The organism is Bacillus sp. EE-W1, assembly GCF_009760835.1.
Taxonomy (GTDB): domain Bacteria; phylum Bacillota; class Bacilli; order Bacillales; family Bacillaceae_G; genus Bacillus_A; species Bacillus_A wiedmannii.
Genome location: NZ_WIPE01000030.1, coordinates 44,841 through 61,173, shown reverse-complemented (window position 1 = coordinate 61,173; position 16,333 = coordinate 44,841). Strand labels below are relative to the sequence as shown.

Annotated in this window: 14 protein-coding genes; 5 read left to right on the top strand and 9 right to left on the bottom strand. The window is 34.9% G+C overall.

The window, feature by feature from the left end:
* Positions 1-83 precede the first annotated feature (83 nt).
* From GFJ36_RS02585 to GFJ36_RS02575, 3 genes are all read left to right on the top strand, one after another.
* Positions 84-1,262, top strand: a complete 1,179-nt coding sequence (locus tag GFJ36_RS02585; protein ID WP_087983402.1) for a NupC/NupG family nucleoside CNT transporter — start codon at positions 84-86, stop codon at positions 1,260-1,262.
* A 333-nt stretch (positions 1,263-1,595) separates the two neighbouring features.
* A complete protein-coding gene (locus tag GFJ36_RS02580; protein ID WP_304362970.1) occupies positions 1,596-2,612 on the top strand; it encodes an LCP family protein in 1,017 nt (338 codons plus the stop codon).
* Between the two features lie 234 nt (positions 2,613-2,846).
* Complete coding sequence (locus GFJ36_RS02575; protein ID WP_000777386.1) at positions 2,847-4,109, top strand: VanW family protein; 1,263 nt, start codon at positions 2,847-2,849, stop codon at positions 4,107-4,109.
* A gap of 39 nt (positions 4,110-4,148) precedes the next feature.
* Here the strand turns inward: GFJ36_RS02575 and GFJ36_RS02570 are convergent, their stop codons facing one another.
* Both GFJ36_RS02570 and GFJ36_RS02565 read right to left on the bottom strand, forming a co-directional pair.
* A complete protein-coding gene (locus tag GFJ36_RS02570) occupies positions 4,149-4,421 on the bottom strand; it encodes a hypothetical protein (protein WP_087983406.1) in 273 nt (90 codons plus the stop codon).
* Between the two features lie 15 nt (positions 4,422-4,436).
* Positions 4,437-4,955, bottom strand: coding sequence for an RNase A-like domain-containing lipoprotein (locus tag GFJ36_RS02565; RefSeq protein ID WP_064477118.1), 519 nt, complete (start codon positions 4,953-4,955; stop codon positions 4,437-4,439).
* Between the two features lie 397 nt (positions 4,956-5,352).
* Between GFJ36_RS02565 and GFJ36_RS02560 the strand changes: the two genes are divergently transcribed.
* Positions 5,353-5,901, top strand: a complete 549-nt coding sequence (locus GFJ36_RS02560; RefSeq protein ID WP_097890757.1) for a TVP38/TMEM64 family protein — start codon at positions 5,353-5,355, stop codon at positions 5,899-5,901.
* Between the two features lie 63 nt (positions 5,902-5,964).
* Here the strand turns inward: GFJ36_RS02560 and GFJ36_RS02555 are convergent, their stop codons facing one another.
* The 3 genes from GFJ36_RS02555 to GFJ36_RS02545 form a co-directional block, all read right to left on the bottom strand.
* Positions 5,965-7,665, bottom strand: coding sequence for a M4 family metallopeptidase (locus GFJ36_RS02555; RefSeq protein WP_097890755.1), 1,701 nt, complete (start codon positions 7,663-7,665; stop codon positions 5,965-5,967).
* 167 nt (positions 7,666-7,832) lie between these two features.
* On the bottom strand, positions 7,833-7,958 hold the full coding sequence (locus tag GFJ36_RS02550; RefSeq protein WP_131933998.1) for an NprX family peptide pheromone: 126 nt from the start codon (positions 7,956-7,958) through the stop codon (positions 7,833-7,835).
* 2 nt (positions 7,959-7,960) lie between these two features.
* The gene (locus GFJ36_RS02545) at positions 7,961-9,232 is read right to left on the bottom strand and encodes a helix-turn-helix domain-containing protein (protein WP_048541653.1); all 1,272 of its coding nucleotides are present in this window, start codon (positions 9,230-9,232) and stop codon (positions 7,961-7,963) included.
* A gap of 199 nt (positions 9,233-9,431) precedes the next feature.
* On the opposite strand from GFJ36_RS02545, the gene GFJ36_RS02540 reads away from it, so the two are divergent.
* Positions 9,432-10,895 carry a nicotinate phosphoribosyltransferase gene (locus GFJ36_RS02540; protein WP_048541651.1) on the top strand — a complete coding sequence of 488 codons (1,464 nt, stop codon included), beginning with the start codon at positions 9,432-9,434 and terminating at the stop codon, positions 10,893-10,895.
* Positions 10,896-11,097: 202 nt separating this feature from the next.
* Here GFJ36_RS02540 and GFJ36_RS02535 read toward each other — a convergent pair whose 3' ends face one another.
* The 4 genes from GFJ36_RS02535 to GFJ36_RS02520 all read right to left on the bottom strand — a co-directional run.
* Positions 11,098-13,464 (bottom strand): heavy metal translocating P-type ATPase, encoded by a 2,367-nt coding sequence (locus GFJ36_RS02535; RefSeq protein ID WP_097890753.1) that lies wholly within the window; start codon positions 13,462-13,464, stop codon positions 11,098-11,100.
* Positions 13,465-13,487: 23 nt separating this feature from the next.
* Complete coding sequence (locus GFJ36_RS02530; RefSeq protein ID WP_000918377.1) at positions 13,488-13,865, bottom strand: ArsR/SmtB family transcription factor; 378 nt, start codon at positions 13,863-13,865, stop codon at positions 13,488-13,490.
* 255 nt (positions 13,866-14,120) lie between these two features.
* Positions 14,121-15,536, bottom strand: a complete 1,416-nt coding sequence (locus GFJ36_RS02525; protein WP_048541647.1) for an amino acid permease — start codon at positions 15,534-15,536, stop codon at positions 14,121-14,123.
* A 103-nt stretch (positions 15,537-15,639) separates the two neighbouring features.
* Positions 15,640-16,333 (bottom strand): alanine dehydrogenase (locus tag GFJ36_RS02520; RefSeq protein WP_242015927.1); only part of this gene is annotated, 694 nt, incomplete at its 5' end.

Below are 16,333 nucleotides of genomic sequence, written 5' to 3'. Positions count from 1 at the left end.
TATTCCTTTCTTTACCAAAGATGCATATTCTCCCTTGAAATGAAAAACATATATAGCAGAATATCTCTTTTAGGGGGCTTACTATGAAATTTATTACTTTTTTCGTGGGACTTATCGTTGTTTTCTTCCTTGCTTATATTGCTAGCAACAATAAGAAACATATTAAATTTAAACCAATTTTCATCATGCTTATTATACAGTTGATTTTAACCTATTTATTATTAAATACAGAAATCGGCCTCATACTTATTCGGGTCATTTCCAGTCTGTTTACAAAGCTACTCGAGTATGCTGCTGATGGTATAAACTTTGTATTTGGCGGTCTTGCCAATAAAGGTGAAATGTCATTTTTCCTTACTGTATTATTACCAATTGTCTTCATTTCCGTCTTAATTGGTATACTACAACATTTCAAAATACTACCATTTTTTATTCATTGGATCGGTTACTTCCTTAGCAAAATAAATGGTCTTGGGAAATTAGAATCTTACAACGCTATCGCCTCTGCCATTGTCGGCCAATCAGAAGTTTTTATTACAGTTAAAAAGCAATTAGCTCAAATTCCAAAACACCGTCTTTATACACTTTGTGCTTCTGCCATGTCAACAGTATCTATGTCTATCGTAGGTGCCTATATGACAATGATCGAGCCTAAATATGTAGTAACCGCACTCGTTCTCAATTTATTTAGTGGTTTTATTATCGTACTCATCATCAATCCTTACGACGTTAAAGATGACGAAGATATTTTAGAAATTAAAGGCGAAAAGCAAAGTTTTTTTGAAATGCTTGGAGAATACATTCTAGATGGCTTTCGCGTAGCCATCGTTGTCGGCGCTATGCTCATCGGATTCGTCGCATTAATTAGCTGCATTAATGACCTATTCCTCATTATATTCGGCATTACTTTCCAGCAATTAATCGGCTACGTATTTGCGCCTGTTGCATTCCTTATCGGTGTACCAAGTTCTGAAATTGTCACAGCTGGTAGCATTATGGCAACGAAGCTTGTAACGAATGAATTTGTAGCAATGATGAACCTTAGTAAACTTTCTAATAGCCTTTCTCCCCGTACAGTGGGGATTATTTCTGTTTTTCTCGTTTCTTTTGCCAATTTTTCTTCTATCGGCATTATTTCAGGTGCAGTAAAAGGGTTAAACGAAGAACAAGGAAACGTCGTTGCCAGATTTGGCCTTAAATTACTATATGGAGCTACTCTCGTTAGCATTTTATCTGCAATTATCGTAAGCATTATGTTGTAATTAGGTAAAATTTTATCATTTTCTTATCCCTATCTTTTGTATACAATAACGAATAGATGTCTTATAAAGTGAAACTTTAATCAGAGTGGGGCTATCCCCACTCTGATTATTAGCCTTCACCAATCGGGTATTTACGGGCAGTTATCTCCCACCTAACTTCATTGTATTCACTGGACTTTGAGGTGGGAGTTTTACTGCCCGTTAATACGGGATAAATAATCAAGACATCTATTTTTTATACATGTACAATCGCTTTTATTTAGCGTACAATATTTTTTATGTGTTTGAATGCGCTTCTAGATGTATACACTTTGATAGTTTTAAAGGAGAAAAATGATGAAATCCGATATGAACAAAGACACCCGAGCCAAAAAAGGAAACTCAAAGAAAAAACGCCTACTCTGGTTCCTTCTTATTCCATTACTGATTATAGCACTTGGAGCAGGAGGTTACTCCTTCCATATATACAGTAAAGCAAAGTCTGTATTAAGTAATGCCTATTCTGAACTGGGCCGCGGGGATAAATCCAGCAAACGTGAAAAAGCTGTGAAACCTATGACTGACAACATTTCCGTACTTATTATGGGTGTTGATGAAAGTGATATTAGGGACAAGAGTTATGGAAAAGCAACTCGTACGGATGCGCTATTACTTGCAACAATTAATAAAAACGATAAATCTGTTAAACTTGTGAGTATTCCACGTGACTCACGTGTCTACATTAAATCTCGTGATAAATACGATAAAATTACACATGCGCACGTATTCGGTGGTGTGGACAGCACAATTGATACAGTAGAGAACTTTTTAGATGTTCCAGTTGATTACTATGTAAAATTCAACTTTAAATCATTTATCAAGATTGTCGATTCTCTTGGTGGTATTACTGTCGATGTTCCGGTTGAGTTTACAGAACAAAATAGTAAAGACGAAGCAGATGCAATTCACCTCAAAAAAGGACGTCAACATTTAAATGGAGAAGAGGCATTAGCACTAGCTAGAACTCGTCATATCGATAGTGATTATATGCGCGGTCAACGACAACAGCTTGTTTTAGAAGCTATTGCTGCAAAAGCACTTTCCCTTAATTCTATTAATAAAATCGGTGGCCTATTAGACGCTGTCGATAAAGACTTAAAAACAAATTTAACTTTTGATGATATGATGACAATTGCCAAAAATTCAATGGATTCCAATTTAAAAATGGACAAAATGCAAGTAGAAGGTACTGATAAATATATAGGTGGTATTTATTATTACGTTCCAAATGAAAAAAGCGTCAATAATATTTCGACAACACTACAAGAACATCTCGGTGTTACGAATAAAAATGAACATAAAAAATTATAATAAAAAGGCTGCTAGATCTTTCTAGACAGCCTTTTTGTTATAATTTTCAACATATTTCTCGTGCATATTGTGACAAAAAAAGACAATTATTACAGCAGTGTAACATTTTTTATAAAAACATTACACACATAGTGGGAATAATAGTATACTAGTACGTACATAATGTTATTTTCATCATTTTTATACAAAAAATGTAATACATATATTTATACAAAAATTTCTGGGGGGAAATAAATGAAGCTAAGTAAAATACTGATCGGTTCTGCAATTACTGGGAGCATATTACTTTGTGTAGGCGGTGTTGGTGGATATCAATATGTATCTAAACTAAATAATCAATTAGATACTACTGCATTACCAAATACTACATTTGAAGGTATTTCTCTCGATGGAAAAAATAAAAAAGATATTCAAGCAATTATTAATCAAAAGGTAACTGAATTAGATCAAAAATCTCTTACCTACATATTCCAAAATGATAAACAAACGTACACATGGAAAGATTTAGGGATAAATTATAAGGAAAAAGATATTATTGACAAAATCTTTAAAGAACAAGAAGGAAACGCAATGAATCGTTACAAAATGCGGAAGCAGGCCGAAAACGGTGAATTAAAACGTGATTATAAATTAACAGCTCAATTAAATACAACTGCTTATGAAAGCTTTATGAAGGATAAATATAATGACACATTAAAAAATCCTGTTAATGCAGAATTAAGCGTTGAAGGCTCTACAGTAAATATTAGTCAAAGTCAAAATGGAGAAAAAATTGATAAAGGAAAATTAACTGATTTAACGCAGCAGGCCATTACTTCTGGCTCATCGGACGTTACATTACCAGTTACACTCTTAAAACCTGAGCGTTCTACAGAAGATATACAGAAAATGGGGATTAAAGAAGTAATTGCTGAATATTCAACTCCAATGGCTGGTCGGAATGGAAACCAGTCCTATAACGTAAATAAGTCAGCTAATACTTTAAGTGGAGTTATTGTCGCACCTGATGAAACGTTTAGTTTTAATGGCCGCGTTGGTGTAACGGATGCTGCCCATGGTTATAAATCCGCAGCAGTATTTTCACAAGGTAAAGTTATACAAAGTGCAGGCGGAGGCGTTTGCCAAGTTAGTAGCACTTTATATAGCGCAGCTTTAAGAGCAGATTTAGGAATTGTTTCTCGAAGCAATCATTCTATGCCCGTAAATTATTTACCACTTGGGCAAGATGCAGCAGTGGCAGATTATGGTCCGGATTTAAAATTTAAAAACAATACAGGCAATCATATTTACATTCAAGCATTTTCAAATGGCGGTAGTATTACTACTCGCATTTTTGGTACAAATACTGGTAAAAATGTTGAAGTTTCTTCTCAAGTAGTTAGTAGAACTGGTGATAAAATAACAGCGGTTACGTATAAAAAAGTAACACAAAACGGTGAAGTAGTATCAAATGGACAAATTTCAAAAAGCGTATATAAAAGTGCCCCAACACAATGAGACACCATCAAATTTGCAAACAAAAAAGGCGTGATCTATTCACGCCTTTTTCTTTTGCAATAATAGTAAAAAAGCTTCAAGATGGTCTTTCGTTTCTTCTAAAGACCACATGCGATTTCCTTGCTTCGCAGCTAATACACACGCCTCTTCCCAAGCGTTTTTTTTCTTCATATATAATAATTCATTGCGTAATTTCAAAACAATTTCTTCATCTTCTTGCTCTATAAACTCTTCCATCACGCCTACTATTTCATCCTCATGGATACTTAACGTACAATACGATTTGAGAAAATATTGTAATGTCGTATACATATTTACTCCCCCTTCTTATTTATCAGATGGATAAGAAGTAATGATCTTATATCCTAAATCTCCTGACTTATCTCTCGCCAAAACAGTAACAGTTTTTACTAACTTGTCTTTTACATTCATATTTTTCTTTATTACCGTTTTTCCAACTGGGAATGAATGAGTTGTATTTAATACGAGACGAGCCTCTTTAGAATTTTTTAACCAATCTTGAATTTCCTTATCATGCTGCTTCAAACTATCTTTTACAGCTTTCGTCGCTGTTTCCTTATCATAGTATGTACTTGCCGCTGATACTTTATCTGTCTTCAAGCGATTCTTCAAATCCTCTTCTGATTTTCCTACATGTCTTTCAATCGTATGACCATTTTTAGGTGGCCCTTCCATTTCATCTAAAATATTATCACTAATTTTTTCTACTGATGTCGATTGATTCCCTGTTTGTTTCTCTGTTTTTTGTTCTTTTCCTGCACATCCACTTAAGATCAGCATTAATGCCAATAAACTACTCAAGAGAAGACTACTTATTCGTTTCATAATATCACCTCTTCCATGATTATTATCGTAACTTCACTAAAAGTCAATTTCACAACGAAAAAATATATACATTTTTAAAATTCATCATCAATTTTGCCATATTACCACCCTAGTTTCATCAAACTACTATTTTGGACCCTCTCCGAAATATACCCCTATGTTTTTATGATTATTTCCCAGATTAAATCACCCCTAAAAAAGCTAAACATTCCCTTTAAAAACAGAGTTTTTTGGTGATTTTCTAAAAAATAAAATATACCCCCGATTCAATATACCCAATACCTATATAAGGTATATTGATGGTGTTTTATCAACGTTTTCTACATTATGTAAATTTGTACTTGCCTACACAATAGAAATATGGTGTAATGCAAAAAAAGATAAAGGATTTTAAACAATGGTTGAAACAATTCAAAACTTCTTAACAGACTATTATTCAATCGCAATTCCACTTAGTATCTTAATTAACGTCATCATCAGTCTTTTAGGTTTTATCCCTAGTATTTTTTTGACCGCTATTAACATACAGCTCTTTGGTGTAACAAACGGAACCATTATTTCGATCGCAGGTGAGGCATTAGGGGCTATTATCTCGTTTTATATTTATCGTATAGGCCTTCAGAAATTCACTCACAACAAAGTAAATAAGTATCCAAAGGTAGAACGCCTACTTTATGTAGAAGGTAGAGAGGCCTTTCTACTCGTTCTATCGTTTCGATTCATACCTTTCATCCCATCAAGTATCGTTACTTTATTTGCCGCTCTAGGCAAAATGTCATTACTCTCTTTCAGTATTGCCAGCACAATAGGTAAAATACCGGCTTTGTTAATCGAAGTATATTCTGCCTATCATGTCATGAATGGAACGAATGAAGCGAAGTGGATTGTAACAATAGCGGGTTGTGTTGGATTGTTTTATTTGTGGAAAAAATGGAGAAAAAAATAAAGAAGGAGCATAGGCTCCTTCTTTATTTTTGAAGTATTTTATTAATAATACTCTCTTAAACCCTTAGTTTACACCAACAGCACTAAATGATTGCTTAACTGCTGCTACTTCCGCAGAAGTCGCACCATATAAATCAGCTGCAGCTTGTACTGCACCAGCACGAGCTTGGCTAAATGTAGTAGATTGCGTGAAATATTGCGTGTTTGCACGGTAATAAATCGCTCCTACTTTATCTTTACCAATACCACTCACAGTAACACCGTAATGCGTGCCACCATTCGCTAATAAATAAGCTTGTTTGTTAATAATACCGCTATTCGTATGAACGCCACCATTGTCACTAGTACCAGTGTAACGCTTAGAGTAATGGTCTGGATCACCATATTTCGTTGGATCACTCATAGAGCGAAGCGCATCTCCTGCTTTGCCAGGCGTATAAATATCTTCACCAATTTCCCAATCTGGGTTACGGTTATCATAATACTCTACTAATGTACCAAAAACATCTGAAATAGCTTCATTTAATGCTCCTGATTCATTTTGATAAATTAAATCTGAGCTATACTCTGTAACAGCATGCGTTAATTCGTGTCCAATTACATCAATTCCACCAGACAATGAAGTGAATGTTACACCATCACCATCCCCGTATACCATTTGTGAGCCGTTCCAGAATGCATTATTATACTTACTTCCGTAATGAACTGTTGATTTTAACGGTGCTCCTGCATCATTAATAGAGTTTCTGTTAAATGTAGCTTTATAGTAATCATATGTTTTACCTGCATAATAATGAGCATCTACTGCCGCTGCATCATACGCTGCATTGAAAATATTATCTGCATCTACCCATAAAGTTCCTGGCAATGTAGTACGATTTTTTGCATCATATGTGAAAATCGTTGCTCCGCGCGTATTATCTTGTAAGTAGTAAGATGAGCTAGATAACGTTGTATTAAGTGATTTTGTATCTCCTAGTACCCCTTTACCAGTTCCCACTGCATTTGTTCCTGTTACAGGTTTTACAGCCGGTTTCGCTTCCTGTTTAGGAGCATCTTGCTTAACTGGCGATTTATCTTCATTTGCTACATGATCAAGTTTATTATATTTATTTAATACTTTACCACTGTCTGCTTCAATGAAATAATAGTAGTTTCCTGGACTTGGATCTAAGAAGTTTAGATTTACAACGTATGCATATGTTGTTTCCTCACCATTTTGATATACATATAAGTCCGCTTTTGGTTCTACCTCATATTTAGGTGTAACACCTAAATCTTGTTGCGCAATTTCAATTGCTTTTGCGCCTTCAATCTTATTTTTATTTTTCAATTTTTCTTTTTTGTCTAGATCAGGTGCAACTGTTCCAGACAATACTTTTAAAGAACCATCTTTACTTACATGAGCTACTTGCGTAGAACCCCATACAGGTACTCCTTCATATACTTGTTGCATACGTACTACTGTTGAATCAGTTACAGCATCTTTTTTCACTTGTTTTACTTTGAAAGAATCTTGCGCACTCTTTTCCCCTAACTTATAATCACCTTTTGCTGCGTTTAAGTAATCAAACACAACAGATTCCGCTTTCTTACCAGTCGCTCCAGTTAGATCACCAGAAATAAACTCCGGTGACTGTACTGTCTCATTGTACTTCTTCGTAGAGAGCACATTTTTAGAATCTGCAAACGCAGAGCCTGTCCCTCCAAACGTTGTAACTGCCATTCCTGCCGCTAACACTAACGCTAAACTTTTCTTTTTCATGAATCTTCCCCCTAATAAATTTTTTTTTGAAAAAGAGTAGTTTTATCGTAGCACTATGTTTCCATTATTAATATACTAAAAATTCAAATAATTTTTTTCTCAAGTTTTGTAGAATTTTGAGGAACAAATATTGAAAAAACCCCTTTCCGGTTGGAAAGGGGTTTTTATTAAGAATTTATTACTTCTATTAGTTCTTTAGCTTGACCATACATATCTCCAGTCCAAGCATATTGAGGTTCTAACACTACTAATATAGCCACTAATGCTAGTGCACCAAAAATCATTTTCTTCATATTCATCTTCCTCCCTTTTCTTCTAATAAATTAATAGTTAGTCTATAATACCGATTACTTTCTTGGAATTCTAATACTTCTTCATGATATTTTGCTAATTCTAAATATACCTTTTTTAAATCTTTTTTATTTTCCTCTTGCCTAAAAAATGTTAAAGCTTCTGTTTCTAAAAACTTTTTATACACCCCCTTCTCTTCAAAATATTTATATTGAAGTATTAAAAGTGTATATAACATACTTTTATACTTCTCATCTCTTTTCGCAACTTCTATCCCTTTATTAATCCACTCTTTTACTTCTTCAAATTCCTTCAATTCAATACATTGCAATGCAATCTCATATACAGCATCAATGTAATCTAAATCTTCTTCCTTCTTGTATTGTAAACATTGTAAATAATACTCTTTCGCTTTTGCATAATCCTTTAAATGGTAATGTAAATACCCCATGTTATTTAGAGCAATCGCTGTTATGTTATCTTTATCCGCAAAAGAATTAGCCTCTCTTAAAATATTTCTATAAATTCCTAAAGCTTCGTTATATTGTTTTTTCTGTATATAACTTAACCCTATCAATAACTGGCAATTAATCACATGACGAAATTTATATTCATTCTTAAAGCCTTCCATAGCTAAATGAGCAAAATGTAAAGCCATATGTTCTATTTCTAATTCATTATAAACAAGAGCTAAATTATAATAGATTCCAGTTTCATAATAGCCTTGTTCTTTCGCCATCACTTCAGTTTGAACTAAATAATCTAAGGCCGTTTTATATTTATGCTGTAAAAAATAATATAGACCTTTACTATACGTATATAATAATTTCTGAAATGGCGAATATTTTTTGTACATCTTTTTTAATCTCTCTAATTCTTCTTCAACAGCCAGAAAATCTCGTTTCATAATTAAATAACGCGTATACAGCAGTTTATAATAATTTATAATTTCAAAATCCAAAACATGCTTCATTTCACCTTGCAACTCTTCATATATGCGTTCTACTTGTGGCTTGTCCAAATGAACTAGTGCATTCAACCATTCATCTAGCTTCCCCTTCACGTCTTCTTCTACATCTCTCAAATCCGTCACGGCAATTTCTAACCTTGTGCAGAGCAATTGTAGAATTTCTTCTGATGCCTCGATCTTTCCATTTTCGATTTTACTTAAGTATGAGACAGAACAAATGCCCTGACATAATTCTTCTTGTGTCATTTTTTGCTGTAGCCGTTTATAAAAGACTTGTTTGCCTATTTTTTCTAATGTTTGTTGCATTGTCCTCCTCCATTCTCATTACCCCCATTACTCTAATAATACATAAAATCTTGAGAAATATAAATTGATAAATGTTAATTTTCTAAAAAATATGCATTATTTCATTTTTTTCCCTCTTGACTATACTTTCATATCCATTCTTTGCTACGAGCGGTGAAAAATTGGTATACTATAACCAAATTATGGAGGTGTTTTCGCGATGACTTATTATAAAGACGATAGCTATGCCTTACATACAGATTTATATCAAATTAATATGGCTTATACATATTGGAAAGATGGTATTCATAATCGCCGCTCGGTGTTTGATTTATACTTTCGAAAGCTTCCATTCGAGAACGGTTATGCTGTTTTTGCTGGCCTTGAAAAGATTGTAGAGTACATAGAAAACTTCAGCTTTACCGAAAGTGATATCGCTTATTTAGCAGAATTACAATTTGAAGAAGAATTCCTTCATTATTTACAAAATATGAAATTCACTGGGACCGTTCGAAGTATGCAAGAAGGTGAAGTTGTATTTAATAACGAGCCTCTATTACGTGTTGATGCACCGCTCGGTGAAGCACAAATTATTGAAACTGCCCTGTTAAACATTGTGAATTACCAAACATTAATTGCAACAAAAGCTGCTCGTATGAAGCACGCTGCAAATAATGATGAACTTTTAGAATTTGGTACAAGACGTGCCCACGAGTTTGATGCAGCTCTTTGGGGCACACGTGCTGCCTTTATTGGTGGTTTCTCATCTACGAGTAACGTACGAGCTGGGAAACGCTTCGGAATACCTGTAGCAGGCACACACGCTCACTCTTTCGTTCAAGCGTATCGTGATGAATATGTCGCGTTTAAGAAATACGCTGAAACTCATAAAAAATGTGTCTTTCTCGTTGATACATACGACACTTTAAAATCAGGTGTTCCAAATGCAATTCGCGTCGCGAAGGAGTTTGGAGATCGTATCGATTTTTACGGCATTCGCCTTGATAGTGGTGATATGGCTTATTTATCTAAAAAGGCAAGAAAACTACTAGATGAAGCTGGGTTTACAAATACAAAAATTATTGCTTCTAGCGATTTAGATGAATACACAATTATGCATTTGAAATCTCAAGGCGCAAAAATTGATGTATGGGGCGTTGGAACAAAATTAATTACGTCCTTTGAACAACCAGCGTTAGGGGCTGTCTATAAACTAGTTGCGATTGAAGATACTGATGGAAAGTTAAATGATACAATTAAAATTTCATCTAACCCTGAAAAAATTACCACTCCAGGACTGAAACGAATTTATCGCATTATCAATCGAGTTAACGATCATGCAGAAGGCGATTATATTGCATTAGATTCTGAAGAGCCAGGAAAAGAAGAACGTTTAAAAATGTTTCATCCTGTTCACACGTATATAAGTAAATTTGTAACAAACTTTGAAGCACGCGAACTGCATAAAGACATTTTCATTAACGGCGAAAGAACATATGAACTACCAGGTATATTAGATATTCAAAAATATAATGAACAGAGTCTCGCACTATTTTGGGAAGAATATATGCGAACTTTAAATCCCGAAGAGTACCCTGTCGATTTAAGTCAAGAATGTTGGGATCATAAAATGAATTACATTCAAACTGTTCGAGAACAAGTTGAAAAAAATATACAAAAATAAAACAGAGAAGCTTTTCCTTCTCTGTTTTTTCAATACGATATGTATCTTTGTGGAAAATATATTAAAATAATACGACAAATATTTTTTATTTGTAAATTTTAATATTACGTTATTTATTTACAAAATAATATTTGTTATTATTTTATTGAGTCAATTTCAACAAAATAACCTAAAAAAGAGGACGCAGGTTGCGTCCTCTTTTTTATAAATCTTTCACTCGTAGTACACGCATTGCATTTAACACTGCAAGTAGTGTCACACCAACATCTGAGAAGACAGCTTCCCACATTGTTGCAATACCAAAAGCACCCAGTAATAAAACTAATCCTTTTACCCCTAATGCAAAGATGATATTCTGCCATACAATGCGTCGTGTGCGTTTTGCAATATTTAAGGCTGTTGCAATTTTTGAAGGCTCATCAGTCATAATAACAATGTCTGCCGCCTCAATCGCTGCATCTGATCCTAAACCACCCATCGCAATACCAACATCTGCTCTTGCTAATACCGGTGTGTCATTAATACCATCACCAACGAAAGCAACTTTTTCTTTTCCGTTCTTCGCCGCATCAATTTTTTCAATCTCTTCGACTTTTTGTTGCGGTAATAGTTCTGCGTGAACTTCATCTAAACCTAATTCTTTACCAACAGCTTCACCAACGGATTTTGCATCACCCGTTAACATGACTGTCTTCTTAATACCTAGTTCTTTTAATTTTTGAATTGCTTGTTTTGAATCTTCTTTTACCTCATCAGAGATAACGATATAACCTGCATATTCCCCATCTACAGCAACGTGAACTAATGTACCTACCGTTTCTGGTTGCTTAAATGTAATGTTTTCTTTTTTCATTAATTTAGCATTACCTGCAAAAATTTCTTTTCCTTGTACTTTTACGACTGTACCGTGACCAGAAATTTCGCTATACTCATCAATTATTTTTTCATCAATTGATTTTCCGTATGCCTTTCGAATAGATTGTGCAATTGGATGATTAGAATACACTTCAGCAAATGTTGCATACTCTAATAATTCTTCATTTGTAATACCTTCGCTTGGTTCCATTTTTGTAACTTTGAAGACACCTTTTGTTAATGTTCCTGTTTTATCAAAAACAATATATTTCACATCATTTAAAGCTTCTAAATAGTTACTTCCTTTTATTAACACACCACTTTTAGATGCACCACCAATTCCTCCAAAGAATCCAAGAGGAATAGATACAACTAACGCACATGGACAAGAGATTACTAAGAACACTAAAGCTCTATAAATCCATTCTGAGAATGTAGCTCCTTCTAAAATAAGTGGTGGAATAAACGCCATGATCGCTGCTGTAATAACTACAACCGGAGTGTAGTAACGCGCGAACTTCGTAATAAAGTTTTCTGTTGGCGCTTTTTTGCTGCTTGCATTTTGAACTAAATCTAAAATTTTTGATACAGTTGATTCACCAAATTCTTTTGTAACTTCAATTGTTAATACGCCATTTTGGTTCACAAAACCACTTAATACATCATTTCCAACTTCGACTTCACGTGGTACAGATTCACCAGTCAATGCTGAAGTATCTACCATTGATGTTCCTTCAACTACTTTTCCGTCTAATGGTACTTTCTCACCAGGCTTCACGATAATATAATCGCCGATTTGTACATCTTCTGGTGATACTTGTTTCGTTTCATTTCCAACCTTCACATTCGCATAATCAGGACGGATATCCATTAATGAAGTAATTGACTTTCGGGAGCGATTAACCGCAATACTTTGGAATAGTTCCCCTACTTGATAGAATAGCATTACCGCAACAGCTTCTGAATATTGTTGAATCGCAAAAGCTCCTAGTGTTGCAATTGCCATTAAGAAGTTCTCATCGAACACTTGGCCGCGAGTTATGTTTCTTACCGCTCTCCAAACGATATCTCCGCCTATTAATAAATACGCAAGGACGAATAACGGAATTGTTATCATTTGTGGTAAGCCAGCTAATGCAGCAATTGCTGTCAAAATTCCGCCGACCACTAATCGTCCTACCATCTTTTTCACATTTGCTTCACCATGGTCGTGACTATGTCCGTGGTCATGACCACCTTTTTCTTCACGAACAACTTTTACATCTGGTTCTAACTTTTGAACGACATTTGTTATATTTGCTATAGTCGCTTCTAATTCTCTTTTATTCGCTACTTCAACTCTTAATTTCTTTGATACGAAATCAACAGTTGCTGCTGAAACAGTGGACATTTCTTTCACTTTATTTTCAATCTTCATCGCACAGTTTGCGCAATCTAAACCTTCTAATATAAATACTTCTTTCGCTACTTTTATGTTATTTTCTTCTTGTACTTTAATGTGCGGTTCTAATTTTGTAACGAGTTGTTTTGCTTCTGTAACAACTTCGCTTTCTTTATTTTGTGCTGTTTCTAAAACCATTGTTTTTGTCGCGAAATTTACAGAGCAAGAATTTACTCCTTCTATATTCCCAACGCCTTTTTCAATTTTCATTGCACAGTTCGCACAATCTAAACCTTCTAACACCAGTTTCTTTTTCACTAATGCTTCAGCCATCGTTCTCCCTCCTCGCGTTCTTTTTATTCTTCCTCGTTTACGTGTTCAAACGCTTGCTCGAAGATATGAATTACGTGCTGGTCAGCTAACGAATAATAAACGACCTTTCCTTCTTTACGATTCTTTACAAGTTTCGCTTGCTTTAACACACGAAGCTGATGTGAAATAGATGATTGTGTCATTCCTAATAAATACGCTAAATCACACACACACATTTCTGCTTCAAATAACGCATGTAATATTCTCGTACGTGTACGATCACCTAATACTTTAAATAGTTCTGCTACTTTACTTAAACTTTCGTCAGTTGGAATTGTTTGTTTTACTTGATCAACAACTTCTTCATGAATTATCGTTTGAGAACATGTCTCTTGTGGTGTTTCTACTTTATTTCCAGCCATTATAGCTCACCTCTTCATTTGAACATATGAACAATCATTCATATATCTTATACTCTTATTATATGAGCGTCCATTCATATGTGTCAATGAAATCTCATATATTTTTCCGAACATTTTGTTCATATTTTAATAAGGCTTACACATATTTTCCACATCCATTACATTCTCATACAAAAAAGGATGTACATTTTGCACAAAAGAAAAAAGCCTTGCGCGCTCCCTAGACGCACAAGGCTTACTATACTTATATCCCTTTTAATTAGCTTGTTCTAAATTATCCTGCGAACTTCCATCGTCTTTTAAATGACTATGTTTTTTCGAATAAACAAAGTATACAACTACTCCGATTGCTAACCAAACACCGAAGTATATCCATGTTTTTAATGGTAAATTTACCATTAAGAATAGACAACATGCAACTGAAATAATCGGTAAGATCGGTACAAGTGGTACCATAAATCCACGTTGTAATTTCGGATGCGTTTTACGAAGAATGATAACAGTTACACCAACCATGGCGAATGTTAATAATGCTCCAATATTCGCTAAATTCGACAATTCTTTTAAATCGATAAATCCAGCAATTAAAGCACTACCAATTCCTGTTAACCAAACTGAAAATGTTGGAGCTTCAGTCTTCTTGTTAATTTTCGCGAAAGATTTTGGCAATAAACCGTCACGGCTCATTGCGAAGAATACACGAGTTGTTGCATAAATGTAAGCGAAAATTACAGCCATAATTCCGATTACAGCTCCAATAGCAATTACACCAGCCACTTTATCTTGTCCTACAACTTCTAACACATATGCCATAGCTTCAGGTACATCTAATTCCTTATAAGAAACCATACCTGTCATAACGAGACAAACTACAACATAAATGATTGTACAAATAACTAACGAAGCAATAATACCAATCGGTAGATCACGTTGCGGATTTTTTACTTCTTCAGCAGAAGTTGCTAATGCATCAAATCCTAAGAAAGCAAAGAATACTGCTGCTCCTCCGGCGAAAACTCCACTTATGCCGTACGGTGCAAATGGTATCCAGTTTTCTGGTTTCACGTAGAATACACCAACTGCAATGAATAAAACAACAATACCAATTTTAATTAATACCATTATGTTATTCACACGCTTACTTTCTTTCGTACCTCGTGATAATAACCAAGTTATCACCAACGTAACGATAATTGCGGGTAAGTTCACCATACCACCTTGCGATGGAATCGTTAACAAGGCTTTAGGAATTTCAAGTCCTAATCCACTAACTAAGTTATTGAAATAACCCGTCCATCCGCCAGCTACTGCAGCAGTTGTTACGACATATACGGATAACAATGTCCATCCCATTAAATGGGCAACAAACTCACCAATTGTTGCATATGAATATGTGTACACACTACCTGAAACAGGAAGTGTAGATGCAACTTCTGCATAACATAATGCTGCGAATCCACAAACAATTGCTGCTATCATGAATGAAAAAATAACTGCTGGACCAGCATCTCTTGCTGCTACTAATCCTGTTAATACTAGAACTCCTGTACCGATTATCGCACCAATCCCTAGCATTGTTAGGTCGAATGCCCCTAGCGTTTTCGTTAAAGTTTTACTTTTACTTTCCCCTAACAATTGCGTAACGGATTTCTTTTTAAATAGGTTGGCCACGATGTATGCCCCCTTTTGCCAAGAAGAGCTAAGAGATCATCACTCTTAGCTCTTCTCATGTTGTTTTATATATTGTTCGATTTTGTTTTGTATAATGCTGCTATTAGCAAGATACTGTTTCTGCTTCTAATAATTCTTTAGCACCTTTGTACTCTACACCGTGAGCTTCTGCAACTGCTTCGAATGTTACATAGCCGTCTAATGTGTTAATACCTTTTAGTAATGCAGCGTTCCCTAGGCAAGCTTCTTTGTAGCCTTTGTTAGCAATTTGTACTGCATATGGTACTGTTACGTTTGTTAATGCAAGAGTTGATGTACGTGGAACCGCACCTGGCATGTTTGCAACTGCATAATGAACAACGCCGTGTTTTTCGTAAGTTGGGTTATCATGAGTTGTAATACGGTCAGTTGTTTCGAAAATACCACCTTGGTCAATCGCGATATCTACAACGACAGAACCTGGTTCCATTGATTGAATCATTTCTTCTGTTACAAGTTTTGGCGCTTTTGCACCTGGGATTAATACTGCACCGATTACAAGATCAGACTCTTTTACAGCTTCTGCAATATTGTAAGGATTAGACATTAAAGTTTTTACTTGGTTTCCGAAAATGTCATCTAATTGACGAAGACGTTCTGCACTTAAGTCGATGATTGTTACATCCGCACCTAGTCCAACTGCAATTTTAGCAGCATTTGTACCAGCTTGTCCACCACCGATGATTGTTACTTTACCACGTTTAACCCCTGGAACACCTGCAAGTAAGATACCTTTACCGCCTTTGTTTTTCTCAAGG

What these genes read in the sequence shown, in the direction of transcription:
- GFJ36_RS02555 (WP_097890755.1), bottom strand. Translation starts at nt 7,665, where the DNA reads ATGAAAAAGAAAAGTTTAGCGTTAGTGTTAGCGGCAGGAATGGCAGTT.
- GFJ36_RS02535 (WP_097890753.1), bottom strand. Translation starts at nt 13,464, where the DNA reads ATGGCTGAAGCATTAGTGAAAAAGAAACTGGTGTTAGAAGGTTTAGAT.
- GFJ36_RS02560 (WP_097890757.1), top strand. Translation starts at nt 5,353, where the DNA reads ATGGTTGAAACAATTCAAAACTTCTTAACAGACTATTATTCAATCGCA.
- GFJ36_RS02540 (WP_048541651.1), top strand. Translation starts at nt 9,432, where the DNA reads ATGACTTATTATAAAGACGATAGCTATGCCTTACATACAGATTTATAT.
- GFJ36_RS02570 (WP_087983406.1), bottom strand. Translation starts at nt 4,421, where the DNA reads ATGTATACGACATTACAATATTTTCTCAAATCGTATTGTACGTTAAGT.
- GFJ36_RS02575 (WP_000777386.1), top strand. Translation starts at nt 2,847, where the DNA reads ATGAAGCTAAGTAAAATACTGATCGGTTCTGCAATTACTGGGAGCATA.
- GFJ36_RS02545 (WP_048541653.1), bottom strand. Translation starts at nt 9,232, where the DNA reads ATGCAACAAACATTAGAAAAAATAGGCAAACAAGTCTTTTATAAACGG.
- GFJ36_RS02585 (WP_087983402.1), top strand. Translation starts at nt 84, where the DNA reads ATGAAATTTATTACTTTTTTCGTGGGACTTATCGTTGTTTTCTTCCTT.
- GFJ36_RS02565 (WP_064477118.1), bottom strand. Translation starts at nt 4,955, where the DNA reads ATGAAACGAATAAGTAGTCTTCTCTTGAGTAGTTTATTGGCATTAATG.
- GFJ36_RS02550 (WP_131933998.1), bottom strand. Translation starts at nt 7,958, where the DNA reads ATGAAGAAAATGATTTTTGGTGCACTAGCATTAGTGGCTATATTAGTA.
- GFJ36_RS02530 (WP_000918377.1), bottom strand. Translation starts at nt 13,865, where the DNA reads ATGGCTGGAAATAAAGTAGAAACACCACAAGAGACATGTTCTCAAACG.
- GFJ36_RS02580 (WP_304362970.1), top strand. Translation starts at nt 1,596, where the DNA reads ATGATGAAATCCGATATGAACAAAGACACCCGAGCCAAAAAAGGAAAC.